General features: G+C 46.1%; 24 protein-coding genes and 3 tRNA genes. 10 read left to right on the top strand and 17 right to left on the bottom strand.

Annotated features, from left to right (window positions below; genetic code table 11):
- The first annotated feature begins 1 nt into the window (after window position 1).
- On the top strand, window positions 2-955 hold the full coding sequence (locus AC0S1O_RS00975) for an NAD-dependent epimerase/dehydratase family protein (protein WP_475393896.1): 954 nt from the start codon (window positions 2-4) through the stop codon (window positions 953-955).
- On the opposite strand, the gene AC0S1O_RS00970 is transcribed toward AC0S1O_RS00975, so the two are convergent.
- Genes AC0S1O_RS00970 through AC0S1O_RS00955 form a run of 4 tightly spaced genes read right to left on the bottom strand, consistent with a single transcriptional unit; the run spans window position 950 to window position 4952 of the window.
- The gene (locus AC0S1O_RS00970; RefSeq protein ID WP_475393895.1) at window positions 950-1690 is read right to left on the bottom strand and encodes an asparagine synthase C-terminal domain-containing protein; all 741 of its coding nucleotides are present in this window, start codon (window positions 1688-1690) and stop codon (window positions 950-952) included. The genes AC0S1O_RS00975 and AC0S1O_RS00970 overlap by 6 nt on opposite strands.
- 32 nt (window positions 1691-1722) lie before the next feature.
- Window positions 1723-3396: a glycine--tRNA ligase gene (gene glyS, locus AC0S1O_RS00965; RefSeq protein ID WP_475393894.1), complete on the bottom strand. Its 1674-nt coding sequence runs from the start codon at window positions 3394-3396 to the stop codon at window positions 1723-1725.
- The gene (locus AC0S1O_RS00960) at window positions 3389-4255 is read right to left on the bottom strand and encodes a CBS domain-containing protein (protein ID WP_475393893.1); all 867 of its coding nucleotides are present in this window, start codon (window positions 4253-4255) and stop codon (window positions 3389-3391) included. The genes glyS and AC0S1O_RS00960 overlap by 8 nt, the downstream gene beginning before the upstream one ends.
- Before the next feature lie 34 nt (window positions 4256-4289).
- On the bottom strand, window positions 4290-4952 hold the full coding sequence (locus AC0S1O_RS00955; protein WP_475393892.1) for a haloacid dehalogenase type II: 663 nt from the start codon (window positions 4950-4952) through the stop codon (window positions 4290-4292).
- Between the two features lie 40 nt (window positions 4953-4992).
- On the opposite strand from AC0S1O_RS00955, the gene AC0S1O_RS00950 reads away from it, so the two are divergent.
- On the top strand, window positions 4993-5931 hold the full coding sequence (locus AC0S1O_RS00950) for a radical SAM protein (protein ID WP_475393891.1): 939 nt from the start codon (window positions 4993-4995) through the stop codon (window positions 5929-5931).
- 1 nt (window position 5932) lies between these two features.
- On the top strand, window positions 5933-6937 hold the full coding sequence (locus tag AC0S1O_RS00945) for a sugar phosphate nucleotidyltransferase (RefSeq protein ID WP_475393890.1): 1005 nt from the start codon (window positions 5933-5935) through the stop codon (window positions 6935-6937).
- On the opposite strand, the gene AC0S1O_RS00940 is transcribed toward AC0S1O_RS00945, so the two are convergent.
- From AC0S1O_RS00940 to AC0S1O_RS00930, 3 genes are read right to left on the bottom strand one after another with little or no spacing between them, the layout of a single operon-like run.
- Window positions 6938-7669, bottom strand: coding sequence for an SPL family radical SAM protein (locus AC0S1O_RS00940; protein WP_475393889.1), 732 nt, complete (start codon window positions 7667-7669; stop codon window positions 6938-6940). It lies immediately after the preceding gene.
- Window positions 7656-8906 (bottom strand): Nre family DNA repair protein, encoded by a 1251-nt coding sequence (locus AC0S1O_RS00935; protein WP_475393888.1) that lies wholly within the window; start codon window positions 8904-8906, stop codon window positions 7656-7658. Before AC0S1O_RS00935 ends, AC0S1O_RS00940 begins: the two co-directional genes overlap by 14 nt.
- Before the next feature lie 34 nt (window positions 8907-8940).
- Window positions 8941-10029 (bottom strand): ATP-binding protein, encoded by a 1089-nt coding sequence (locus AC0S1O_RS00930; protein WP_475393887.1) that lies wholly within the window; start codon window positions 10027-10029, stop codon window positions 8941-8943.
- Between the two features lie 77 nt (window positions 10030-10106).
- On the opposite strand from AC0S1O_RS00930, the gene AC0S1O_RS00925 reads away from it, so the two are divergent.
- The 6 genes from AC0S1O_RS00925 (at window position 10107) to AC0S1O_RS00900 (ending at window position 16563) form a co-directional block, all read left to right on the top strand.
- A tRNA-Val gene (locus AC0S1O_RS00925) sits at window positions 10107-10179 on the top strand.
- A 96-nt stretch (window positions 10180-10275) separates the two neighbouring features.
- A complete protein-coding gene (locus AC0S1O_RS00920; RefSeq protein ID WP_475393886.1) occupies window positions 10276-12225 on the top strand; it encodes a DNA topoisomerase VI subunit B in 1950 nt (649 codons plus the stop codon).
- Entirely contained in the window at window positions 12218-13306 is a 1089-nt protein-coding gene (locus AC0S1O_RS00915; RefSeq protein ID WP_475393885.1) for a DNA topoisomerase IV subunit A, read from the top strand. The genes AC0S1O_RS00920 and AC0S1O_RS00915 overlap by 8 nt, the downstream gene beginning before the upstream one ends.
- Before the next feature lie 145 nt (window positions 13307-13451).
- The gene (locus tag AC0S1O_RS00910; RefSeq protein ID WP_475393884.1) at window positions 13452-15368 is read left to right on the top strand and encodes a hypothetical protein; all 1917 of its coding nucleotides are present in this window, start codon (window positions 13452-13454) and stop codon (window positions 15366-15368) included.
- Window positions 15352-15870 carry a hypothetical protein gene (locus AC0S1O_RS00905; RefSeq protein ID WP_475393883.1) on the top strand — a complete coding sequence of 173 codons (519 nt, stop codon included), beginning with the start codon at window positions 15352-15354 and terminating at the stop codon, window positions 15868-15870. Before AC0S1O_RS00910 ends, AC0S1O_RS00905 begins: the two co-directional genes overlap by 17 nt.
- Window positions 15871-16149: 279 nt before the next feature.
- Entirely contained in the window at window positions 16150-16563 is a 414-nt protein-coding gene (locus tag AC0S1O_RS00900) for a hypothetical protein (RefSeq protein ID WP_475393882.1), read from the top strand.
- Between the two features lie 224 nt (window positions 16564-16787).
- Here the strand turns inward: AC0S1O_RS00900 and ribH are convergent, their stop codons facing one another.
- The 6 genes from ribH to AC0S1O_RS00870 all read right to left on the bottom strand — a co-directional run bounded on the left by ribH (window position 16788) and on the right by AC0S1O_RS00870 (window position 19608).
- Window positions 16788-17207, bottom strand: a complete 420-nt coding sequence (ribH, locus tag AC0S1O_RS00895; RefSeq protein ID WP_475393881.1) for a 6,7-dimethyl-8-ribityllumazine synthase — start codon at window positions 17205-17207, stop codon at window positions 16788-16790.
- Window positions 17208-17218: 11 nt separating this feature from the next.
- Entirely contained in the window at window positions 17219-17707 is a 489-nt protein-coding gene (gene ribC, locus AC0S1O_RS00890) for a riboflavin synthase (RefSeq protein WP_475393880.1), read from the bottom strand.
- A complete protein-coding gene (locus tag AC0S1O_RS00885; RefSeq protein ID WP_475393879.1) occupies window positions 17685-18134 on the bottom strand; it encodes an FAD synthase family protein in 450 nt (149 codons plus the stop codon). The genes ribC and AC0S1O_RS00885 overlap by 23 nt, the downstream gene beginning before the upstream one ends.
- Complete coding sequence (gene ribB, locus AC0S1O_RS00880) at window positions 18122-18793, bottom strand: 3,4-dihydroxy-2-butanone-4-phosphate synthase (protein WP_475393878.1); 672 nt, start codon at window positions 18791-18793, stop codon at window positions 18122-18124. The genes AC0S1O_RS00885 and ribB overlap by 13 nt, the downstream gene beginning before the upstream one ends.
- A gap of 70 nt (window positions 18794-18863) precedes the next feature.
- Window positions 18864-19271 carry a hypothetical protein gene (locus AC0S1O_RS00875; RefSeq protein WP_475393877.1) on the bottom strand — a complete coding sequence of 136 codons (408 nt, stop codon included), beginning with the start codon at window positions 19269-19271 and terminating at the stop codon, window positions 18864-18866.
- 79 nt (window positions 19272-19350) lie between these two features.
- Window positions 19351-19608: a hypothetical protein gene (locus AC0S1O_RS00870; RefSeq protein WP_475393876.1), complete on the bottom strand. Its 258-nt coding sequence runs from the start codon at window positions 19606-19608 to the stop codon at window positions 19351-19353.
- Here AC0S1O_RS00870 and AC0S1O_RS00865 point away from each other — a divergent pair.
- Window positions 19532-21145, top strand: a complete 1614-nt coding sequence (locus AC0S1O_RS00865) for a clostripain-related cysteine peptidase (protein ID WP_475394498.1) — start codon at window positions 19532-19534, stop codon at window positions 21143-21145. The genes AC0S1O_RS00870 and AC0S1O_RS00865 overlap by 77 nt on opposite strands.
- Here the strand turns inward: AC0S1O_RS00865 and AC0S1O_RS00860 are convergent.
- The 4 genes from AC0S1O_RS00860 to AC0S1O_RS00845 form a co-directional block, all read right to left on the bottom strand.
- A tRNA-Lys gene (locus tag AC0S1O_RS00860) sits at window positions 21107-21180 on the bottom strand. The genes AC0S1O_RS00865 and AC0S1O_RS00860 overlap by 39 nt on opposite strands.
- Window positions 21181-21182: 2 nt before the next feature.
- Window positions 21183-21304, bottom strand: a tRNA-Ile gene (locus tag AC0S1O_RS00855).
- Window positions 21305-21348: 44 nt separating this feature from the next.
- Entirely contained in the window at window positions 21349-22848 is a 1500-nt protein-coding gene (locus tag AC0S1O_RS00850; protein ID WP_475393875.1) for an ATP-binding protein, read from the bottom strand.
- On the bottom strand, window positions 22849-23823 hold the full coding sequence (locus AC0S1O_RS00845) for a hypothetical protein (protein WP_475393874.1): 975 nt from the start codon (window positions 23821-23823) through the stop codon (window positions 22849-22851).
- Between the last annotated feature and the right edge of the window lie 22 nt (window positions 23824-23845).

Raw genomic sequence — 23845 nt, 5'->3', positions numbered from 1 at the left:
AATGAGAAGGATTCTCGTGACCGGTGGCTTAGGGCAAATAGGTTCCTCGCTGGTTCCATTTCTCAGGAAGAAGTACGGCAGGGAGAATGTTATTGTGGCGGATATAAGGGAACCCGAAAATCTGGAAGATCTTGCCCCCTTTGTGAAACTTGACATAATGGATAGAAAGATGCTTGACAAGGTCATAGAGGAAGAGGATATTGACACTATTTACCATCTTGCAGCCATTCTATCTGCCAAGGGCGAGAGGAATCCTCAACTGGCCTTCAGGGTCAATATAATTGGCCTGTACAACATTCTTGAGGCGGGCAGAGAGCATTCCTTGGAGCGCATAATGGTTCCAAGCTCCATAGCCGCCTTCGGACCCGAAACACCGAAGGATAACACGCCCAACGACACCGTTCTCAGGCCAAGGACAATGTACGGTATAAGCAAGGTCACAGGAGAACTTCTTGGCCTCTACTACTGGGAGAAGTACGGACTTGATGTTCGCGGAGTGCGCTATCCTGGGATAATAAGCTGGAACGCCATGCCCGGTGGGGGAACCACGGATTACGCCGTGGAAATATTCCATTATGCCTTGAGAGGAGAGAAGTACGTGTGCTTTCTCCGTGAGGATACCGTGCTTCCAATGATGTACATGCCCGATGCAATCAGAGCCATCACAATGCTGGCGGAGGCTCCGAGCGAGAATCTAAAGCATCGCACGGATTTCAACGTCCAGGCCATGAGCTTTGCCCCCAGAGATCTCGTGGAAGAGATAAGAAAGTACATCCCCGATTTTGAGGTGGAATACAGGCCTGATTACAGGCAGAAGATTGCAGATTCCTGGCCGAGAAGTCTGGACGATTCTCCCGCCAGGGAGGAATGGAACTGGAAGCCCGAGTATGATATGGAGGCAATGGTCAAGGATATAATTGAGAATCTGAGCAAAAAGATGGGTGTGGAATTATAGGGATTTCACGAACTCCTCCACACTCTTACCCCTTTCTTTTGCCATTTTCTTCATCATTTTCCATATTCCTGAACCGTACTGCGCCGCCTTCTTCTCCCTTTCCACAATCTCCTTAGGCACACCGAGGATTTTTGCAGCCTCTCTGAGTATCCACTTTCTCCTGTTATTTTTTATTTTCATATCCATTGGTATGTTTTCCGAAAACTCCATGATTTTTGGATCCAGATACGGAGTTACGAGTTCCTTGCCCAGCAACGTGGCCAGCCTCATCTCCCTTGGTTTGGTTTTTTCCAGCAATTTTTTTATATCCTCCTTCATAAGTTCCCTGTTATTCAGGTATTTGTGGTAACCTCCAAACAACTCGTCACTTCCCTGACCGGTGTAAATAATGCGTTCATCTGCATTTGCGCATACGAAGTAAAGTGGCAGTTCGAACGAAACTTCCACGGCACTTATACCTGGCTCAATTCTCTTCAGAAATAATATGCCCTCGATGAGATTGTACTCATCAATTTCAATCAGTTTAAGGGGCATCTTAAGGGCATTCGCAGCAGTTTTTGCGTTTTCAAAGTCCCTGGAACCTTCAACTCCAACGGTATAGAGGTTAGGTTTGCATTCTCTCAAGATGTATGCCAGCACGCCACTGTCCAGTCCTCCTGAGAACGCTATGGCTGAATCCTCACTGCACTCCATGTCTCGGAGAAGTGAGGCCAGAACCCTGGCAAAATCTTCCATAAATTTGAAAAGGGGAGGAAATATTTATAAATTCATATCTCCGAGAATTTCACCTGCTCTTCAACAAGGCCCCTTATGATCTCTGGCAATTTTTCCATGGAAATTCTCTTCTGCTCCGCACTATCCCTTTCCCTGATCGTCACGGTCCTGTCCTTCAGTGTTTGATAATCCACCGTTATGCAGAAGGGCACTCCTATTTCGTCCGCGCGGGCGTATCTGCGTCCTATGGAGCCCGAATCGTCGTAGTAAGAGTTTATGCCCCTGTTTCTCAAAATTGCAAGTATCTCCCTTGCCACATTGTCCAGATTATCCTTTGCCATAAGTGGAAAGATCCCAACCTTGAGCGGTGCGATTCTGGGTTTAAGTTTCAGCACCTTGTATCCGGAATCCTCTCTCTCGTAGTAAGCATGCTCAAGCAGGGAGTAGATGAGCCTGTCAATTCCGAATGATGGCTCGATTACGTTGGGAATGAACCTCTCCCCACCTATAGTCTCATCCACGGTCACGACCTCATAGGCATCCTTGGGTATTTTCACCCTTCTTCCGTTGAGATCCACTTCTATATTTCCATCAACGAACTCCATTTCTTCAATGATCTCAGCGATTTTCTTTGCATCGCCCTTGAACATGGGTCCAAGGATCTCCATTCTGGGCCTGAGTTTTTTTATTTTTATCTTTTTTGGCTCTTTGAACCTGCGCAGGGCGGTCAAATCCCTTCCCGAATAGGTCATATGCCTGCGCAAATCGTAATCTCCGCGATCGGCAATACCTATTACCTCGGTCCATCCGGAGGAGAGGAGAATTTCGCAATCCCAGGTATCCCGGGCATAATGGGCAAGTTCCTCCTTGAAGTGCTGCCTGAATCTAACGCGCTTGAGATCCACTCCCAGTTTTTCGAGGAACTTCAAAATCTTTCCCATATAGTACGCTATGTATGGACTCATTATTCGTCTTTCAATTGCCTCCTTAACCTTGACCCTCAAATTTTCCCCATCTCTGGTGAGAAGTGAAAGCTCCACATCCTCTATCTCCCCTGGCAATGTGGTCTCGTATGGATCCACAAAAAGTTCAATTTCTGCCATGTTGAACTCTCTCAATCTCAGGAGCCCTTGGCGTGGACTTATTTCGTTCCTGAATCCCTTTCCGATCTGGGCAACTCCAAAGGGCAGTTTCTCCCTGTTGAGACGGTACATTATTGAAAAATTCACAAATATGCCCTGGGCGGTTTCCGGACGTAAAAAGGCGTTTTTATCAAGCCCAACCTTGGTGGGGAACATCAGATGAAATCTCTCGGGATCTGTGAGTTCTCCACCGCAATCGGGGCAGCGCACGTTGTTCTCCTTTATTGCTCTCTTAAGACCCTTCTCATCAAGTTTTTCCGGGTTTTCAACGATGCCTTTCAGCAGTTCGTCCGCTCTGAATGAATGGCCGCATTTCTTGCAGGTAACCATATAATCCGTGAACTTCTCCGCGTGACCGGAGGCTATGTACATCAGTTCCGGCCCTATGTTTGGACCATCAAGCATGAGCAAACCGTCCTTGATGACGAATTCCTCTCTCCACAGGCGGAGCAGGTTCTCCTTGATGAGTGCTCCCAGGGGTCCATAATCGTAAAATCCACTTAATCCCCCATATATCTCGTAGGCCTTCCAGTAAAAACCCCTGCGCTTGGCAATTTCCATTATGCTAACCCGCACATCATTCATAATCCACACCCACGAGGGATGCAACCAGATCACTGTCGAAGATCATGGCGATCAGATCATCGTGCGTGTTTCTAACGGGCAGCTGTGAGAAATTGTTTTTGCGCATTATTCTTGCTGCCTCCCACACGGGAGATTTTGAGAATATGGATACCGGGTTCTTGATCATGACCTCCTCAACAGGAATCTTTGGGAGGTTAACCTTCTCCTCCATGTAGAAGAGTTTGATCACATTTCTCAATCCTTCCCAGTTCCAGGAATCCTCGTCATCCCCGAGTCCCAGTTCCGAGATGGCCACGCTCTTATCAACCTCGGCCTTCTCAAACAGATCCCTGTCGGTGACTATTCCTATGAGTTTTCCATCATCATCCACCACGGGGAAGGCGGGAAGTGAGGAAAGGCTCATGGCGCAGAACACAACGGGTAGTGGGGTGCATTTGTGAAGGGGGAAACATGGCTTGGTGACGTATTTCTCCACGGGTTCTGATATCCTGCGCTCTTCAACAACGCTTAGGAAGTCCTGTGGGGTGAGTATCCCTATCACATTTCTCTCCTCATCAACAACAACTATGTGCCTTCTTCCGTATCTCAGCATTACAGATGCAGCGTATTCAATGGTATCATCCTCGCTGACGGTGGGCACGTCCCTCCTCATAAGAAGTGCAACCTGCTCCTCCCCCGGATTCTCAAATATGTCCCTGCGGGAAACTATGCCCAGAAGTTTTCCCTCCTCGTTCACCACGGGCACGCCCGTTATGTTGTGCTTGACAAGGGTGCGAAGCACATCCTTCTTGGTTCCAGGTGCCTTGACACATACTGGATTTCTTGACATAATGTCCCTGACCTTTTCTTTCAAACCCATCACCACCTACCTAAAAAATTACTCGTACATAAACTTATTTGAGATGCTCCAAGAAATCGGCCAGATCTGAGAGATTGTTGAAGGTGAGATCTCCGCCAACTCTTGCCCTTGGCGTGGCTCCGTATCCTCTGCGCCTTATGTGTGCCGTTTTTATTCCCAGTTTTCTGCATGGAGCAATGTCGTGGTAGGCGCTCTGTGCCGCATGGAGCCATTCATCCCGGGGAACGTTGAAGACCCTGAGGGCATATTCAAAAACCCTTGGTGAGGGCTTGTAGGCGCCCACCATCTCTGCTGTTATGATAAAATCAAATTTCACGCCCACATTCTCAACGGTCCTTGCGATGAGATCATTGTCCACGTTGGATATTATGGCTATTTTTGCCAGGTTCTTTATTCTTCTCAGTGCATCCCTTGAGTCCTCAAATGCAGGCCATTGAGGTAAACTCTTTACCAGGGAAAGTTCCTCCTCGGGAGAAATCTCTCTGCCCAGCGAATTTGCAAATTCAATCATCACATCCCTCAGTATCTCTTTGTACGGCCTGTAGCGTTTTTCCAGTTTTGACTCTATTTCAGCGTACATATTCAGGATTTCCTCATCGCTGAGATGCTGGTCCGGAAAGACCTTTCTTATGGCATCCAATATTCCCCTCTCCCAATCAATTATGGTACCGTAACAGTCAAAACTTACAATGCGCATAGAGGAAAAATACCTTATACATTAAAAATTATCTCCCAGGGTGAATCGCAATTTAAGGGCAGTAAAATGGTTCCTGAAATCCTATCTTGATTACGACAGACCCGTGTACGGGTCCTTCAAGGTGACCCACAGGTGCAATATGCAGTGCCCATTCTGCAACGTTTGGCGCGATAGAACCCCCGATTTGCCCACCAAGGATGTTTTCAGGATAATTGACAGACTTGCCGATAGCACGGTCACGGTTTTGAGCCTTGAGGGAGGAGAGCCCACATTGCGCAGGGACATTCTGGACATAGTGAAGTACGCCCATGACCGCTCATTTTACCTGTTCATGACCACCAATGGCACACTGCTCCACAAATTGCCCCTTGAGAAGTTTGCCAAGTACCTTGATTTTCTCCACATATCAATTGATGAGGGCCATAACAATCTTTACCTCTTTGACGAACTTCCCAAGTACACCTCCCGCATAAAAATAACGGTGCAGACCGTGGTTACGAGGAACGATGTGAAGGCAATGCGCTGGAAGGTTGAGAAGGCCCATGAGGCAGGTGCAAGGATACTTCTCATGCCAGCCGTTTACCTTCCAGGAGCAGAGAATTTGAGCCCCGACAAGAGGGAAATACATGATGAACTGGTTAAACTGAAAAGGGAGTTTGGAAGCACGATTGTTACGAGCGATGCCTTCATAGATAGCCTGTTGAGAACCTATACCTGCAAGTCATTTTCCGTGATGATAGAGGCAAACGGGGATATAGTTTATCCGTGCAGTGTGATTGGCTGGAAGGTTGGGAATTTGCTTGAGGAGGATCTGGAGAGCATACTCCTTTCAGATGAGGCGAAAAGGGCTAGGGAAACAATGTATGCGTGCAAGAGAAGTTGCATGCTCTACCTCCATGCGGAGACCTCAAATTTCAACAATGTTTTTAACCTTGGAAAATATGCATGGAGCACGATAAAGGGATACATGAGGCGATAGTATGGTTGTAGGTGTGATACTTGCTGGAGGATACGGGAAGAGACTGAAGCCCATAACCGATTACGTGCCAAAGCCGCTGGTGGAGATAAAGGAAAATTACACGATTCTGGATAAGCAGATTCTTGATCTGAAGTATGCGGGCGTGAACGAAATCTATCTCCTTGTTGGATATCTCTGGGAGAGAATAAGGGAGAGGTACGGTGATGAGTGGAAAGGCATACGCATTCATTACCTCGTGGAAGATGAGCCCCGCGGCACTTTATGGGCCCTTGCAAATGCGTTTTCAAACATAGATGAGGATTCCGTGGTCAGGAACGGAGACGTGGTGGCCGATTTCAACATAAGGGGGATGATTGAGGGTGCAAGACGCAATGAAAATGCACTGCTCACCATAGCGGTTACTAGAATGCGCTCTCCCTATGGAGTTATAGATTTCAAGGAAGATCTGATCCTATCCTTCAGGGAAAAACCCCTTCTTGATTATTACATAAACGCTGGACTGTACTACATAAAGAGGGAGGCCTACCCCTATTTTGAGAGGGAGTACACGGATAAGGCTGTTGAGCGCACGGTTTTCCCTCTTCTTGCCGAGATGCGCCGTGCCTACGTTTTCCGGGAGGACAATGTTTTCTGGCAGAGCGTGGATAGCCTGAAGGACCTGGAAAGGGTGCGTTCCGAGTACAAGAACCGTGAAGACAAGCCCTGGGGCTATGAGAAAGTGATCATTCTCACGGATAAGTACATGGTGAAGGAACTCTACCTTCGCAGGGGGTACAGTACATCCCTGCACTACCATCCAAGGAAGGATGAGACGATGCACATAAAGTATGGAAGTGGGTACATAGAAATAGAGGGAGAAAAGCATGTTGTGCGTGAGGGAGATGTTCTGCGCATACCTCCGGGGAAGAAGCACAGAATAGTTGCAACGGAGAACATGCTCCTATACGAGTATTCCACGCCCCATCCAGAGGATACGGTGCGGGTTGAGGATCAGTACGATCGATGATCACCACCCGAAATAGTATCTCAGGCCCGAGGTTTTTGCGATTCTGTTTATTTTTATTTTCAAATTCTCCTCCCCATTCGTTAAAAAATCAGGTACATGCATTCCCTTCCTCATTCTGAATCTGTCAAAGATAACATAATCAATACCTATTTTTCTAAGATGGCCCAGTAACTCCCTTAGGTGGGGAAGCAGGAACCTGGGAAATATTGGTCCTATGAATGCGTAGGTGATGTTCTTTCCCGCAAACTCCTCAAGAACCTGGATTCGCTCGTCCACAGGCGATGCGTAGGGCTCGATTTTTCTGCGCATATCCTCAACGGGAGTCGTTATGGTCACCCCTATTTCCGCGCTCATATTTTTCAGGATATCCTCATCTCTCAGGATAAGGGAGGATTTTGTGAGTATGGATATTTTGGCATTGTGCTTTTTTAGAACCTCAAGGGACATTCTGGTTATCTCGTACCTTCGCTCTGCCGGCTGATAGGCATCGGTAACAGTGCCCACCTCAATATGTCCCCTTTTTCTCCTCAATTCTCTATCCAGGATTGTGGGTAGATTTCTCTTAACGTAAACTGTGGTGTTCCATTCCTCAAGGGGTATGTAGAGCACGTAGGGGGCGTAGCAGTACACGCATCTATGCTCACAGCCCCTGTATGGATTGAGTGCATAATCCGTGTTTTTGAGTTTTGATTTTGAAAGGGCATGCTTTACATGGATCTCAACGTACTTCAAAGTCCTCAAGCCTCCTCTGATATGCAAATCTCCTCAGGAGGGTTGAGCCCTTAAACCATGCATCTCTCCGTATGTGGAACTGGGATAGGGCGTAATTCACCGCTTCCATCTCCGTATCGAATTTCACTGGGTCGCTTCGCATTGCATTTCTCACATTTTCACGTACATGCCACACTCCAACAGGCATAATGTAATCCGGCTGTGCCTCCCGCAGAACTATGACCTCGGCCTGCCTTTTCATCTCCACTAATTTCTCCGATACCGCAAGACGTGCGGCGTAGTAGCAACCCCCAATCTCGGCGTACTCCCTCCTGCCGCCATAGAATTCGTGGCTTGATACCATAAATGTCCTTTTTCCGTAGGGGTTCCAGAGCGTCCCGGGATACCACGCCTCCACAAGTTCGTAACTCCAGGCCCGGGGCAGGAAAATGACGAGGAAGAGATTTCCCATTTTGTGGGATTTGAAAACAAGAGGTTGCTCTATTATTGGGAACTCTTTGACCCTCTTTACCAGTTCCTTTGAGAGTGTATCGTCCACTGCCGTTATGCTCCACCTTGTGGGCACGATTTTTCTCTCTATGCCCATTGTGCCCATGCTGAACGCTCTCTGGATCAGGGAGATATTCACACCCTCCCTGTAGAGTTCTATGATTGCATCCTTCGCTGGAATCTCGTCGTAGTAAACCCTTTCCAATTTTGGATTAACCCTCACATTTTCGTACTCCAGTTTCCTCAATTTTCCTGCAGGGCCGAAGGGCTGTACCTCGCTTCCCACCAGCACGCGTCCCCTTGGGATTTTCTCAAATGAAACTTCGGAATCCACATGCCTATCGGCCATACTGAGTTCCTGCAAGGATACGAGAAAGTAGGATGGATCCCTAGCCTCGTTCACATTTATCTTTTTCATGCCCCTCACAAGGGATGTTCTCATTTCCGCAAATTCCCTAACGCTCATATCTATCCAGAATTGGGGCATATCCATATATTCGGTCTCTCCTATTTCTGGTGGTACCAGTGGTCCAACGTTGACCCTTGGATATCCGTACCTCCCAACGAACACGCCCGGGGGTGAGGAGCCGTATATATCCTTTTTCAGATACCTTTTTGTTTTGAGCATGGAGTAGTATCTCACCAGAAGCGGGCACTCACTCTTGCCACAGAGCATCTTTGTGCCTTTGCATATGGCGCATATGCCCTTTTTTGCAAGTTGTTTCACAAGGTTCTCTCTCTTTTTCACAGGAAGAAATCTAAACCGTGGAATTTAAAACTTTTCAATTTTTCTGCTTTGCGAGGTAATTTAGCAGGTGTATTGTCTCCGCAGTCAGGGGCACGCTGCTGCCTGCTCTCAATGTGCCCCTTGCGAGCATAACCAGGAGCCTGGTGTTTCCGTTGGTGAGCTGGTATATGCGTTTGAATGAATCCTCTTTCACATCTGGAAGTATCTTCCTGGCATCCTCATAATCAAGGGCTCCCAGATTTATCTCAACAACCTTTCCTTCCTGAATGTCCCTCAATGAGTAGAATCTGTTGTAGAAGGGCGTGGCTGAGGGCATGGTTACGATTATTCTGCTCTCGCCTATGTCCTCGCCTATCAGTGCGCGCATGGCCTCCACAAAATCATCGTCCACCATGTGGTAGTTGTCAAAAATTAGGAGTATGGGCGAGTCCCTGAGACAGTCCAGAACATTGGCTCTTCCAAAGAGATGCTGGAATATCTCCCTTATGGACCTCCAGGTTCTACCATCGTAGAGTTTGAGCCACACAATTCCGGTGGATATATCTGCGAGGTTTATGAATTTCTTGACCAGTGCTGTTTTTCCTATGCCTCTCGGACCCACGATGCTCAGAACCCTTCCATTTTCGTACCATTTCTCCATTATCTGGAGCTCTTCTCTTCTGTCCACAAATTTCTCGTATTTAAAATCCTCCTCGAAGAATACCACCCTTTTTTCCATTCCCAGTCTTATTTTCTCTCCCCTTTCAATGGCCCTTATTATCTCCATCGTGCTTTTTCCGGTTATTTCTTTTATCTCTCCTATGCTCAGGTATTTTCCCTGAACCTCAATTCTCTCTCCTTCTAAATTTTTTATGATCTCCTGGGCCCTTATGATTCCTCTGGAGGTTAAAAAATAAATGCTGACCCTCTTTTTCTTGCCCTTAACATGCCCCTTCTTGGATTCGACGAGCCCCTCCTCAATGAGTTTTTTCATGTTTCTGGGCACGTGGGTCACGGATATACCTATGCCCTCTGCAATCCCCTGCTGGGTCATCTCCACGGGGTACTCGTACCTCTCCCCGTACTTTCTGTAAGCGTAAAGATGAACCAGTATCTTCTCGGGTATTGTCAGTTTTAGGGGCATTGTACAGTGATTGTACTCATCCTTTTTAAAATTGCCCCTCAGAAAAGATTATAAATGCTTTTCCTATTGCCTTATAGGGGCCCGTGGTCTAGCGGTTATGACGTCGCCCTTACAAGGCGAAGGTCCCCGGTTCGAACCCGGGCGGGCCCACTATGAAGGGGAACCAAGGTTCCCTTTCAAAACCTCTCCTTTTGTTCGTTTGGGAAAGAATTTAAAGGTGTATGCATATTGGCAATGGGATGCGCTATGGGTATTGCACACAAAATGGCGAGGAAGCAGAGAGAGATCAGCGTTGCTGAATTTTTCGAGAAGAACAAGCAGATTCTGGGCTTCGATTCCTTAACCAAGGCTCTTGTTGTGAGCGTGAAGGAGGCCGTTGATAACGCCCTGGATGCCTGCGAGGAAGCGCAAATTCTTCCCGATATTTATGTGGAAATTGATCAGATGGGAAGGGATGAATACAAAATTATTGTGGAAGATAACGGGCCTGGAATAATTCGCAGAAACATACCCCTCGTTTTCGGCAAACTCCTTTACGGCTCAAGATTTCATGCCATAAGGCAATCAAGGGGGCAGCAGGGTATAGGCATAAGCGCAGTTGTGCTCTACGGGCAATTGACCACAGGCAAGCCAGCCCGTGTGGTCTCCAAGATTTCGGATGAGGAGGTCGCCTACGAGGTGATTCTATCCATAGATACCAAGAAAAATGCCCCTCGCATAATAAAGGAGAGCCCCCTCCTGTGGGATAGGGAGCACGGAACAAGGATAGAGGTTGTCATAAGGGCAAGGTACGTTAGGGGAAAGCAGAGCGTGTATGAATATTTGCAGCAAACGGCGATTGTCAACCCCCACGCCCAGATAACCTTCGTGGAGCCGGATGGGAAGAGGACTATTTTCAAGAGAGCCACGGATAAGTTGCCACCTCCAACCAGGGAGATAAAACCGCATCCCCATGGAATCGAGTTGGGAGAATTGCTCAACATGGCCAGGCATACCAAGGCCTATCGCCTGACCTCATTTTTAACAACGGAATTCAGCAGGGTGAGCCCAAGGGTTGCGGAGGAGATATGCAAAAAAGCCTATCTTTACGGGGATATGAGGCCCCAGGAGCTGAGCATAGAGGAGGCAAAGAGACTTCTTGAGGCATTTCGCAGGGTAAAACTTATGGCTCCGCCCACCGATTGCCTCTCACCCATAGGCGAAACTCTCATAAAAAAGGGCCTTAAAAATGTTCTGGGCTCTCTCAGACCGAGTTTCTACGCCCAGCCTGTGACAAGAGAGCCCAAGGTATACGGCGGAAATCCCTTCATTGTGGAGGCGGGTATGGTTTATGGAGGCGAGTTACCCAAGGATCAGCCCGTGAGAATACTGAGATTTGCAAACCGCGTTCCTCTGCTCTACCAGCAGGGTGCCGATGTTATAACCAAGGCCATAGCCAGCGTGGACTGGCGAAGATACGGGCTTGAGCAACGGGGCGGTCAGGGTATTCCCGTTGGACCTGCCATTATTCTCGTGCATGTTGCCTCCACACGGGTTCCCTTTACCTCTGAGGCTAAGGAGGCCATTGCGGAGGTGCCCGAGATAAGGGAGGAAATTGAGCTCGCCCTCAAGGCGCTTGGAAGGCAGTTGAGGCTTTACAATGTGAAAAAGCAACGCAAGAGCAAGATGACCGAGAAGTTCTTCCTCGTCACAAAGATCCTGCCTGAGATAGCCAGGAAGAGTGCTGAAATTGTAGAAAAGCCCGTGCCAAAACTGGAGCCTGTGATATCGAAGATAATGGATGTTGTCTGGATTGATGAGGAGATGGTGAAGGAAAATGGAAGAACAAGGGTGAATGTTAAGGTGGCCAACTACACCTCTAGGGCTTTGCACTTCACCCTTTATGGGGATTATCCCTTGGGGAATCTTGTGGATACCGATGGAATTGCGGAGGAGGATTATGTGAGATGGGATGTGAATATCGCCCCCGTATCATACAGGCATCTCTACTTCGTTCTTGAGGATGCCGATAGGTACGGGGAGACAAATTACTATGTGGATGGCATAAATCCAAACATCGTTATAGGTGCCGAGCCCCTGCCTGGAGATTGGAATATAAAGTTGAGCGAGATTGAGGAAATTGTTGAAGAGAATGATGTTGAGGAGGAAGAGGATCTAATGGATGAACTTGAGGAAGAGGTGAGTGATGATGAGTAGTCAGGAGGCACTGGAAAGGCTTTATCGCATTGCCGAGGAGATATATGAGGATCTTGCCAGGGGAGAGATTCCAAAGATGAAACTGGCGGCCAGGAACAGGAGCAATATAGTGTTCAACTCCCGCTACGGGGTATGGAAGTACGGGGATTCAAAGATCACCAGGAGTGCCAAAAAACTTGATGGAGCTTATATGCTTCTCCGCACCCTCTACGTCATGGAATTCATAAAGGAGATGATTCGCGATAAGAAATCCTCCACGCTGAGGGAGATGTACTACATATCCGAGGGCTGGAACCTCGCAAAATTCCACTCCCAGGATGAGAGTAACAAACTTGCGGAGGATCTTGAGGTCATAACAGGCTTCATGCGAGAGGATTTCAAACTTCGCCCCGAGGAGGATGGTGCGAGTGTAATTGGCAATATAACCATTGAGGAGATAAATCGTAAGGGAAAGCCCATGCGCATAAATTGCAGGGATGATGTGGGCGATAGTGGATATCTCATACCCTACAACGTGGAGAAGGACAAGTTGCGATTTGTGGACTTTGATGCCGATTTTGTGATAGGCATAGAAACGGGGGGTATGTTTGACCGTCTCGTTGAAAATGGATTCGACGAGAAGGCCCGTGCAATCCTTGTGCACATAAAGGGACAGCCCGCAAGGAGCACGAGAAGATTGCTAAAGAGAATGAACGAGGAACTTGGATTGCCCGTGGTGATCTTCACAGATGGTGACCCGTGGTCCTTCAGGATATTCGCATCCATTGCCTACGGTGCAATAAAAACGGCGCACATAAGCGAATATTTGGCCACTCCTACAGCGGAGTTTGTGGGCATAACTGCCAGTGATATATTGAATTATGATCTGCCAACGGACAAATTGAACGATCGCGACGTGGCCGCTCTGGAATCCGAGTTGAAGGATCCCAGGTTCCAGACACCATTCTGGACAGAGGAGATAAAATTAATGCTAAAGATAAAGAAGAAGGCGGAGCAGCAGAGCCTGGCAAAGTATGGTCTGGACTATGTCACGGATACTTATCTTCCTGAGAAGTTAACGGAGCTGGGTGTGATGAGTTAATCTTCAAATCTTTGAGCCAAATCTCGCATGCAAAACATTTAAGTAAGATGAATTGGATACATAGCATGGGTGATTGGTATGCTGAGGAGGGTAATGCTTATGGGAATGGTTTCTCTCCTTCTACTGAGCACGGTGGGGGGGGGTAATGGGTAGTGCCAATGCAGAGAAGATGAGAGGTGAGCGAGGGCATTTTATGGGCACGGAATTCAGCAACGGAAGGATAGTTATGGAGATAGGCGAGGATTATGCGGTTATGAAGGATGCGAGAAACGGAAATATTCTGGTGGAAAGAATCTATCCCGATGTGCAGGTGAGAGAGGGTAAAGAATGGGTGAGTTTGAAATTCAGGAATGATTTGAGGGTCAATGAGCATAAAGGCTGGCATAGTGTGGCCATATTGATGGAGCATGATGGAAACCTAAGTGTGAGGGGATATTTGCAGTACGCCCAAAGGGACGCATTCAGGAGGTACGCTCCACTGTATCCGAGTATGCGATTATGGTTTAGCGAGAGTGTGGAGTACAGGGTGATTTGGAGATATGAAGGTGTGCACATAAGGAACTTTGAGGTAATAGACAACGGCACGGGATACACGAGGGCACCATACTTGCATGGGCACGGAAGGATCGTGCTTTACAATGGTACGGTGAATAAAAGGATGGTATTTGAGAGAGATGAGGATATCCTTCTTGGATGGAATGATGGGTACAAAGAATTCGGGCTCAACTGGGAATGGTGCAAGGAGAGAGTAAATAGATTGGTGATAGACGGAGAGGGTGAGGAAGTGAATATTGAGATAGAATCGGAGCCTGAGTATTCTGTGTTGGGCAACGGAGATCCGCCGTATCCCATACCGGATAGTGGAACAGGGAGTGGCAAAGATTCAGATGGAGATGGGTTGTATGATGCTATAGAGGAAGGGGGATGGGATGTCACATGGTATGATGCTACTGGGCAACGGCACACCGAGCATGTGACATCGGATCCGAATAATCCGGATACTGATGGAGATGGGTTGGGCGATTATTATGAATGGCTCTACGCTTTAAATCCAAGGAACGAGGATACGGATGGAGATGGAATGAGTGATTATTACGAAGTTTATTACGGTGAGCCGGCAGGTGGTTGGCAGGAACCAAATTATTACAATGCCAGATACGCGGTGATAATTGTTGGCGGAGGATATTTGGATCCCCATCAGGCCGACTATGACACTTATTTACCTGCCTTCTGGAACGATGGTAAAGCGATGTACGATAAACTGGTAAATGATTATCATTACTCTCCCGCAGATGTGTATTTGATGTCATCGAGGTGGTATGTTTCTGGAGAAGGGTGGAAGGGTCATGATACAACCACGGATGCCATTGTTGATGGTGAGGCGATGTGGAATGTGTTAGGCAAATTTGACATCAAAGACGCACTGGATGATATTGCAAGTAAGATAACGATGCACGATTCTTTGTTTATTACCATTATCGCGCATGGTGGTTATTATAATGAAACCAGAGGATTTTTTATGGTGAGATCGGGAGTTTCAGATTCAGAAGCAGAAAATAATCCATCATCCCAGAGGGCCGAGATTAATTGCGACTACTCTTATAATGAGAATTTAGGAGAGTATCTAAATTTGCATTTTGGTGGAAACAATGGAATTCCTAGGAAATATGCGGTTATGACCATTGTCCTACAGACCTGTGATAGTCAATCAATGATGTATAATCTGGAAGGAGACAGACGAATTGTAATTGCCGCAGCTAAATGGGATGAAGAAGCATGGACGGAAGTAGGTGGAGATGCTCACTGGGCATTTTTGTATGAAGGACACTGTATAGTGATGTTAAATGAATGGAATATATGGAAAGATGAAAAATATTCTGGATTTATATTATCATTGGGCTCAATAAACTCGCCACATCCATTGAAATACGCATTTGATAAAGGATATTATGCTGCAAGACACAATTATCTCAGTGAATTAGGTGGACTTTTTTATAAGGATGGACGAAGTACACCACAGTTGAAATATAAGGAGTGTGATCCCGATGAAATATATTTATAAGTCCAAATCAAAAAATATATTTGTTTTAACTGTTCCTGCACTTATTTTTTCCTTTTTAATAGCGATCATACCTTATGCATTTGGGAATTATAAAATGTATGGGGTTGCACCAAGTTATCTATTATTTTGTTTTGTATTTTGGAGTATATCGCTAATGCTTATACATTTCGAAAGTGAATATATACTTAGAAAGGATGCGCAATTGAATTCAAATAAAAAACAAACTTATATTTTGATAATTACGGCGATAATAATTACAGCATTGACCATAATTTTTACTCTTGCAGGATACATATTAGTTCTTTTTTCGTATTCTTCTACAGCTACTACTATAATAGAATATCTTTTGCCCCTAGTAATTGTCCTTCCTGCAATACAATACTTTTCAATTTTTTTATATTTTCTTGGTCGTCGTATGATGTTGATTATGTTTTTAGTGCCTAACTCAATAATTATTGGTGGTGGTCTAATATGGGTAGTTATAGATCTCCTCTCTTCATAATTATTATGAATATGATATGAATATGAATAGAGAAATATATCTGCATATATCTGCAGACATGTACGACAGCTCTTTATTAAGGAGGTGTATCTATGAGAAAGAACAAAAAGGATTTAAAAGAACAGCGGGACATACAGATTGTAATAATGATAATTTTGCTTTACTTTATTGCTTTTTTAATCTTTATGTATTTTGTAGTGTTGAATGGGGGGTGTGCATAAATGGATATTGAAAAGCAAATAGAAGATATTAAAGATAGTCAATATTGCTCTTGTTGTAGTGCTCATTATTGCCGCATACTTTGTTATATTGAAAGCATCTACATGGTGTCATAGTCAACCAATCACCACAGGCAAATTAATTTATCTTGATAATATGTCCAGTCATGAAAATCCGGATATTGGAATATATCTTAAACTTTATCTTGAATATCCTGCATATGCGAAATTTGGAGATAAGGGTTATTGTGGATTTTTAGTGATAGCAAATAAGAGTAGTGGAGTTTGGATATCCCTTGAAAACAAGACGGGAAATGAAGAAAGAGGATTCATAGTTAATGTAGAAGATAAAAATGGGAATGGTGTTATTGATTCTGGAGACATATTTCACATATATGGCCGTCCTTTGAATGGATATAACATTATGTTTGGGATAGTGGAAATAGGTGGAAACATACATAACTACATACCATAGAGGGATTGTGAAATGAGTATCAGAGAGGGAAAGAGAGAAAAATACGCCATGATGATCATCGTGAATCAGGCTTGCTACAGCGGAACTATGATGGATCATTTGCATAGGGAAGATTAGAATATTGATTTCTTGCTGCATATATTGACTATGGTTATTGTACCTCAATTATGAGTGGAGCAAATTATTTAGGAGTTATATTGCAAATATCAGGATAGGTTATTCCCTCACCCAACTTCCCTTAGGCGTTTGACGAGTTTCACCGCTGCTTCCACGGCATCCCTGGCCTTCTCTATGCGTGCCTCCGCTTGGAGCCTGGATTCTCCCGGGCCGGATATTCCGAGTGTCACGGGCTTGCCAAATTCCACGCTTAGATCCTCTATTTTTCTTGCAGCGTTCTGCATAACTATTTCATCGTGCTCTGTCTCCCCCTCTATAACTGCTCCCAAGGTCACGACAGCATCTACATCCTTCTTTTCAAGCAGTTTTCTAACGAGCAGTGGGATGTCAAATGTTCCCGGGGCCTTCAACACATATTTCACCTCAGCACCCAGAAACTCCGCGTGCTCCTTGGCACGTTCAAGCATCATCATTGTTATGTCATAGTTATACTCACTCACAACAATTCCCAGATTTATTTTCTCCATTTTTTCACCTCCTAATGTCTCATTCCAGATTTTGCACCTTTAATCGGGCCTGCATCCTCAAACCCCTGCCTCTGGCCCGTGCCGGCCATCTTTCTCAATTTTTCTGGTTTGAAGAGCATCCAGTAAGCATTTTGGGCATGCTCCCTCGCCCTTCTCTCGGCTAGCCATGCAAGTTCCCTTTCGTCCTTGGCCTCATCCTCGTGCACGAAGACCTCAATTATGTGCTTATTCGTGAGCAATTGAGCGTAAATCAATCCAAGAGAGGCCTCGTGGGCACACTGCTTGTCAATTGGCTTTGCTCCAGGCATGCCGAGTGCAATAACTATGTCGCAACCCTCCTCCTCTATGAGTTTCTTTGCCTCCACGGGAAGATCCTTCACCCCAGGAACCGTGCGTCTTATTATCTTGAATCCCGTTCCCATCTTGCGAAGTTCATCCTCCGCTGCGGAGCCCATATCGTAGCGGGCAAATGTGGTATCAACTATTCCTATTTTTCGCATAAAGCTCGTCACTCCTCTCAACTATCTTGTAAATTATCTTTCTCGTCCCGTTCAAATCGCTATCTCCGTATTTTTTCAGCCTAACCACTTTCACATTGAGTCCCCTCTTCCTGCATTCCTCCTCTATTTCCTTCTCACTGAAATTTTGATCGTAGCCAAGAACGATTATATCCGGTCTTATCTCCTCCACGGTCTTGTACATATCGTCCTCATGCCCGAGAATTGCGCGATCCACTGGTTTCAGGGACTCAACAAGGAATCTGCGGACCTCCTCTGGCATTATGGGTTTGTGCTTGAACTTTTTAGCCGTGGAGTCCCTGGCAACTACGACAACGAGCTCATCTCCCAGTTTCTTTGCCTCTTGCAGGAATAGCACATGCCCCGGATGCAGGATATCGAACACTCCTGAAGCCATCACTCTGACCATTTCTCCCAGGCCTCCAGAATCTCTTTGCCCTCTATGAACGGGATATTGTGTTCTTCTGCAAATTTTTTTGCCTGTGCCTTGTTTAGGGAATTGTCATCATCCCCCAGGGTTTCCACTATGGTTGCTGAGGGGATGAGGCCCGCCATCTGCATCAGAGTGGTTGATAGCTCAGTATGTCCGTGCCTATCTTTCAAATTAGATGCGATTAAAAGATGCACATGGCCGGGTGAGATGAACTCCTTACCGAACTCCTCCATTGGATTGTCCATAAATTTGAGTTTTTCCAGAAATAGGGCGAATTCCTTGATTGTCTTTGCCCTATCCTTATCCGGAATGCCCGTGAAGTTTTCCCTGTGGTTGATTGTTATGGAAAAGGAGGGCATCTTATCGTATTTGACCTTTGGGCTAAGATACTTGAATATTTCAAATCCGCTTTTTTCAAAGATCTCATGGAGGTATGGAAGTCCCAGGATATCCGCGTACTCTTTGGGTAGGGTTGTGCATATCAGGCCTCCACCCTGACGACGCATGAATCTTACCTTTGAGGGGGTTATGAATTGGGATGCAAGGACTATATCCGTCTCCTCCTCACGCCCATCCTCATCGTAAATCAGGACGAATCCGCCCTTTTTCAGCGCATTTATTGCTCTCTCTATCACAGGTACAGCATAACTCATTTTATTAAAAATGTGTCGTCTATAACTCAAAAATAAGTAAAAGGAAAATGGATTACTGTGGTGGCGGCGGAATTGTTTGCTGTGATGCCCGGATCAAATTGTCGTATTTTATGTAAGCCAGGAGAAGCAGAATTCCGGGGATCAGGCCACCAAATATGAAGCCCAGAATCATCCATATCAGCGTCTTGTCCTTTGCCTCCTTGTATTTGCGTTGATCCACGAGTTCGTTTATTTTCTTGCAATTGCTCCATATTAGCAAATCCACTATTCCAAAGATTATTCCCGTAATGCCCACTAGCACGATGAGTCCCGGTATGCCCCATATGAGATTGATTATCCCGAAGATGAGTGCTATGATTCCTGTTATTCTAACAAGGTCCTTTATACTCTGTGCCTCCGGTGGCGATGGCTGGGCATAGTACTGTTCACTACCCTGATTTTGGTTTTCAAAACCTTCCATTTTTTGTCCCCTCTTGAAGTAGATATTATTTCACCTATAAAATGATTTTCCCCACGTGGGAAGTAATAAATATCGAAATTCACTTATGGCAATCAATGAAGTTTCGCACCCTGGCCGTGGTATTGCTCCTTCTCGTCCTACTATCCTTCACTCCAAATTTTTCCCATTCCCAGGAGAGTAACCTGCCCAACTGGACATTTATGGTGTATATGGATGCGGATAACTCTCTGCACTCATTTGCCCTTGATAACCTTGGAGCGATGATGGCTGTGGGTTCAAATGCCAATCTGAATATTGTGGTTCTGTACGATTCCATAAAATACGGGGATTCGGCCATTTACTACATTCAGCGCGGACAGATAAAGGTGCTGGAGAAACTGGGGGAGGTGGACATGGGTTCTCCCCAAACACTCCGATATTTTCTGAACTGGACAATGGACCATTATCCTGCCAAGCATTATTTTCTTGATCTGTGGGATCATGGCCATTTTTACGGTGGCGTATGTGAGGATCATGGTGATTGGCTTACCCTTGGGGAGATGAGGGATGCAATAGGTTATGTTGAGAGGGAAAGAAATAGAATGGTGGATGTGATAGGTTTTGATGCCTGTAGAATGGGGATCATGGAGAATTTTTACGCTCTCAGGAATCTCACACATTACGTTGTCGCCTCAGAAAAGGACGAGCCTGCAAGTGGCTGGCCCTACGATACGATTCTGGAGAATATGAGCAACGAAACACCATCTCAAGCTGCCAGAAGTGTGGTTGATGCGATGTACAGATGGTCAGAGGAGTACTTCTCCAAAAAGGGCCTCTCAACGACGATGGTTGCTGTTAATATGACCCGATTTGAATCGTTCATCAATGTTTTCAATGATGACCTTAAGAGCATGCTTTCTGTGACCCCATACTATTATGCCGAGATCCTGAATGCCTCCCGAAGCGCCGAGAGGTATGAACTTTACTCGGATATGGATCTTTACAGTTTCGCGAAAAATCTCAGGGAGATAAATGATTACAAGATTGATAAATTCGCGGAGGACACAATGCGATGGCTTGACAACATATCCTATTACAAGGTCTGGAACTGTCCCCATCCGGTGAATGGAATTGGGGCGAATGAATCCCACGGGATCGGCATATATTTTCCCACATTTGGCGTGGCGGAATCCTACCGCACCCTGGATTTTGCCAGGGATACCTACTGGCCCGTATTCCTTGATCTGCTCTTTAATCCCTATGTGATTGAGAGAGAGAATGGCACGATGGAATACTCCCTTAAGGAAGGCAACCTGCAAATCTCATACGATGTTAATGTCTCCATGGTTGAAATATACGTTGTCTCCGGTAGTGGGGTTTACAATCATACAATTCTTTCCCCATCTGGAAATTTTACGCTCAACCTTACCTATGGGGCCTACCACGTTTACCTTTACGGCTACGAGAGGGGCTATGTTGTATGGGCTAGGACCTTTTCTGTGAATTGTACAAAAATTGTGAAGGTCAAGGGAGTTTTTTACATCAATGGCTACGTTGCAAAGGGGGCAAAAATAGTGCTTGAAATAAACAACAGGACTTACAGCACAGTGCAGAATGGCACAGGATTCGTGTTCTTATTGCATTATCCCACGGAGATAAACTCCCAGAGCCAGATGGTTTTTAAAGTTACGTATGGTTCATTTCATGGCACATACCTGATAAGGCCCGAATCCCTGAGAGGAAATGACACATTCTACGTCTCCATAAATTCATTCTCTCCTCTCTTTTTCCCCTACACGGCACTATGGGCAGGAATATTAATTGCAGGAATTATCGTTGCAATACTCTGGAAAAAGCGGGCCAGGAGGGATTCGAACCCCCGACCACGGGATTAAGAGTCCCGCGCTCTACCTAGCTAAGCTACTGGCCCAGTGGGGCTGGCAGGATTCGAACCTGCGACCGCCCGGTTTCTCAATGCCCCTTTACGGGCAAAGCCGCTTTTTCAAAGGGGCTTTTATGAGCCGGGCGCTCTAACCTGGCTAAGCTACAGCCCCAAGGCAAGGGGGCATAATCCATACATCATTTTAAAATTTTCGCTTTATCCGAAGAACACGATGTTTCTCCTGTTTCCACTTTTTCTCTCCCTGTCGACTATATCTTCGAATCTATCAATTTTTATTGGCACTGCAAATTTTGTGAATATGCTACTCACTATGGCCTCACCCTTGTCCAGCGAGGCTATCATCTTATCGTCCTTGCTTAGGTCTTGGGCTGCGGAACCTATAATTGCTTTCCTCTCAGAGGCCATTTCATTACCAAGAATGATCTTCGTGTTAAGATTTGCCAGGATCTCGCGGGGTATCACGGAGGAGAGCTGTGTGATTGCAACAATGCCTATCTTGAATTTCCTACCCTCCCTCGCGATGGTGCCGAATATGTTGCTCTTTCCCTCACCCAAAACACGGGGCGCCTCCTCAATTATCACGGAGATCACGGGTTTATCCTCTATCTCACCTCCCTCCTTGTAGCGCTTGTACCTTGCGAATACTTCGTTCATTATCATCCCGGATATAAGAAGTTCGAGGTTCTGCGAGAGTGAGGACGTGTCAAGAATGACTATTTTTCCCTGCTCAAGATAGTCGCATATGTCCTTTATTGTGCTCTCCCCCTCGTTTATGGAGAATATCTTTCCCCTCTCGTACATCTCGCCATTCTCGTTCACATCTATTTCGAGGGCCACTTTCACCTTTCTCTGCAGAACGGCCCTAGTTGTATCGCTCATCCCCTCTATCCTCTCCCCTGAAAAAAGAAGTTCTATCCATTCCTTTCCTCCCCTCTGGTAAAGCAGATAGAGTGCGTCCTCCTGTGCAGGAGTGAACTCCACAATCTCCTTCAGGTGCCACGGTTTCACCAGTTTTATATTGATCCTCAGGGCTCTCTCACCCAGCGGTGGATTTATTGAGTAGTACACCACATTCTCCCTCGCCTCCGGATGCTCCCTAAGTCCGTACCTCTTACCTTTGCTCGTGTAAGAGTAGTACTCGTTGTGGGCGTCCAGAACCAGTATGCCGGCGTAGCCCTTGCCTATTAAGTTCCAGAGAATGACCTTGACGAGATTGCTCTTTCCACGTCCAGTGGTTGCGGGAATCAGAATATGGTGGGTGAGCACATTTTTTCCGTCAACATAAACGGGTACATCAAGCACCTTTGAACCGCTTCTTATCCTTCCCAAATAGAGTGGATTTTCAGGCATCTCCAGGAACTTGAAATCCTCCTCAGAGGCCCTTCTCAGCACATGGAAAAATTCTGGCAGGTGCTTCGGTATGCTTCTCTTCTCCAAGTCAAACACGGGCTTGGCTCTCACGAGAATGTAGTTTCTCACCTCCTTCTCGTGGATTTCAGTGGAACCGTATCCCTCAAGTTGCATGCCGCTCATTCTTGCCAGATCTCTGTGCTCAAGCAGACTTCCATACTCAAGGTCCACAACCTGAAGAAGGATATCGTCCGCAACGAGCAGATCTCCGAGTTCTATTCTCTCTCCATGCTTTTGCCTGATCCATATCTCTCCATAACTTCCTCCAATTATCTGTCCAACCATTCATTTCACCTCGCTAATTATATCATGCGCGTTGAGCGCGTTTGCCTGCATACGGGTGAATTCGTCCGCATGGTTGTAAAGGATCTGTGAGTACATTTTAGCCTCCTCATCTTCAATTCTTGCGTTCACATCCGCATCAATGAGCCCGTAGGGATACCCGAGGAATGTGGGATCGTTTGCCATGGGTACAAGGGCTCCCAGGGCTGAAGGGGCGTCCTCCTCTGGATAAACCTCAACACGGAAAACGTAATCGCTGAAGGGATGCAGTTTAACTGCTAACATATCACCCTTTATGGTTGTTATGCCCATTGCTATGGGGTGATAGTACCATGGTGCCTGGATACCCATCTTTTTTGATAGGTGGTGGATTGAAGCCATGAGTGAGTATCCCCGGGTTGTCAGGAGGGAGCAGGTCTTTGAGAATCCAACAATGGTCTTGTTTTTAAATACCCTGTTGGCGTACTCGTACTCCCTGGTAGCCCCTGTTTGAAGTGAACCGTCTCTTACGAGAACATCGCATCTATCCATTATCCTGCCCAGCAGGATCCACTCGCCAATCCTCCTTATGTAGGCACCTATTGCCTTTATCTTGTCTCTCTCGTCTATCTCATTGGCACCGAGCACAATCTCCTGGGGAAGGAGGGACGAGGATTCAACATCGTAGATCTTTACCACATACTTATCCTCTTCAATCCTGAAATTCACATCAACGATGAATGTGTACCTTCCGAATTCAATTTTTTTCACGTTTTCAAATATGGAATAGTAGAGGCGGACAAGGTGTATGGACTGACCTGGAGCGAGGTAAATCGCGTTGTTGCCTCCATCCACAAATCCTATTTTCAGGTCTCTTACCTCCTCCAGTGGATGAAAGTTCTTGACCGAGAATTTTACAGGGGTGGCGCCCTTTATTGCGGGCTCACCATAATCCTCTGGTTCATTTCTTATGCCTATCCTTGAGAGTATTTCAAGCATGTGCCAACGATGAACTTTGGTG

The sequence above is a fragment of the Candidatus Aciduliprofundum sp. HYA1 genome (assembly GCF_056175085.1).
This window is presented reverse-complemented; position numbering and strand designations above follow the sequence as displayed.

What these genes read in the sequence shown, in the direction of transcription:
- AC0S1O_RS00975 (WP_475393896.1), top strand. Translation starts at nt 2, where the DNA reads ATGAGAAGGATTCTCGTGACCGGTGGCTTAGGGCAAATAGGTTCCTCG.
- AC0S1O_RS00970 (WP_475393895.1), bottom strand. Translation starts at nt 1,690, where the DNA reads ATGGAAGATTTTGCCAGGGTTCTGGCCTCACTTCTCCGAGACATGGAG.
- glyS (WP_475393894.1), bottom strand. Translation starts at nt 3,396, where the DNA reads ATGAATGATGTGCGGGTTAGCATAATGGAAATTGCCAAGCGCAGGGGT.
- AC0S1O_RS00960 (WP_475393893.1), bottom strand. Translation starts at nt 4,255, where the DNA reads ATGGGTTTGAAAGAAAAGGTCAGGGACATTATGTCAAGAAATCCAGTA.
- AC0S1O_RS00955 (WP_475393892.1), bottom strand. Translation starts at nt 4,952, where the DNA reads ATGCGCATTGTAAGTTTTGACTGTTACGGTACCATAATTGATTGGGAG.
- AC0S1O_RS00945 (WP_475393890.1), top strand. Translation starts at nt 5,933, where the DNA reads ATGGTTGTAGGTGTGATACTTGCTGGAGGATACGGGAAGAGACTGAAG.
- AC0S1O_RS00930 (WP_475393887.1), bottom strand. Translation starts at nt 10,029, where the DNA reads ATGCCCCTAAAACTGACAATACCCGAGAAGATACTGGTTCATCTTTAC.
- AC0S1O_RS00920 (WP_475393886.1), top strand. Translation starts at nt 10,276, where the DNA reads ATGGGTATTGCACACAAAATGGCGAGGAAGCAGAGAGAGATCAGCGTT.
- AC0S1O_RS00915 (WP_475393885.1), top strand. Translation starts at nt 12,218, where the DNA reads ATGAGTAGTCAGGAGGCACTGGAAAGGCTTTATCGCATTGCCGAGGAG.
- AC0S1O_RS00910 (WP_475393884.1), top strand. Translation starts at nt 13,452, where the DNA reads ATGGGTAGTGCCAATGCAGAGAAGATGAGAGGTGAGCGAGGGCATTTT.
- AC0S1O_RS00905 (WP_475393883.1), top strand. Translation starts at nt 15,352, where the DNA reads ATGAAATATATTTATAAGTCCAAATCAAAAAATATATTTGTTTTAACT.
- ribH (WP_475393881.1), bottom strand. Translation starts at nt 17,207, where the DNA reads ATGGAGAAAATAAATCTGGGAATTGTTGTGAGTGAGTATAACTATGAC.
- ribC (WP_475393880.1), bottom strand. Translation starts at nt 17,707, where the DNA reads ATGCGAAAAATAGGAATAGTTGATACCACATTTGCCCGCTACGATATG.
- AC0S1O_RS00885 (WP_475393879.1), bottom strand. Translation starts at nt 18,134, where the DNA reads ATGGTCAGAGTGATGGCTTCAGGAGTGTTCGATATCCTGCATCCGGGG.
- AC0S1O_RS00875 (WP_475393877.1), bottom strand. Translation starts at nt 19,271, where the DNA reads ATGGAAGGTTTTGAAAACCAAAATCAGGGTAGTGAACAGTACTATGCC.
- AC0S1O_RS00865 (WP_475394498.1), top strand. Translation starts at nt 19,532, where the DNA reads ATGATGGCTGTGGGTTCAAATGCCAATCTGAATATTGTGGTTCTGTAC.
- AC0S1O_RS00870 (WP_475393876.1), bottom strand. Translation starts at nt 19,608, where the DNA reads ATGGCCGAATCCCCGTATTTTATGGAATCGTACAGAACCACAATATTC.
- AC0S1O_RS00850 (WP_475393875.1), bottom strand. Translation starts at nt 22,848, where the DNA reads ATGGTTGGACAGATAATTGGAGGAAGTTATGGAGAGATATGGATCAGG.
- AC0S1O_RS00845 (WP_475393874.1), bottom strand. Translation starts at nt 23,823, where the DNA reads ATGCTTGAAATACTCTCAAGGATAGGCATAAGAAATGAACCAGAGGAT.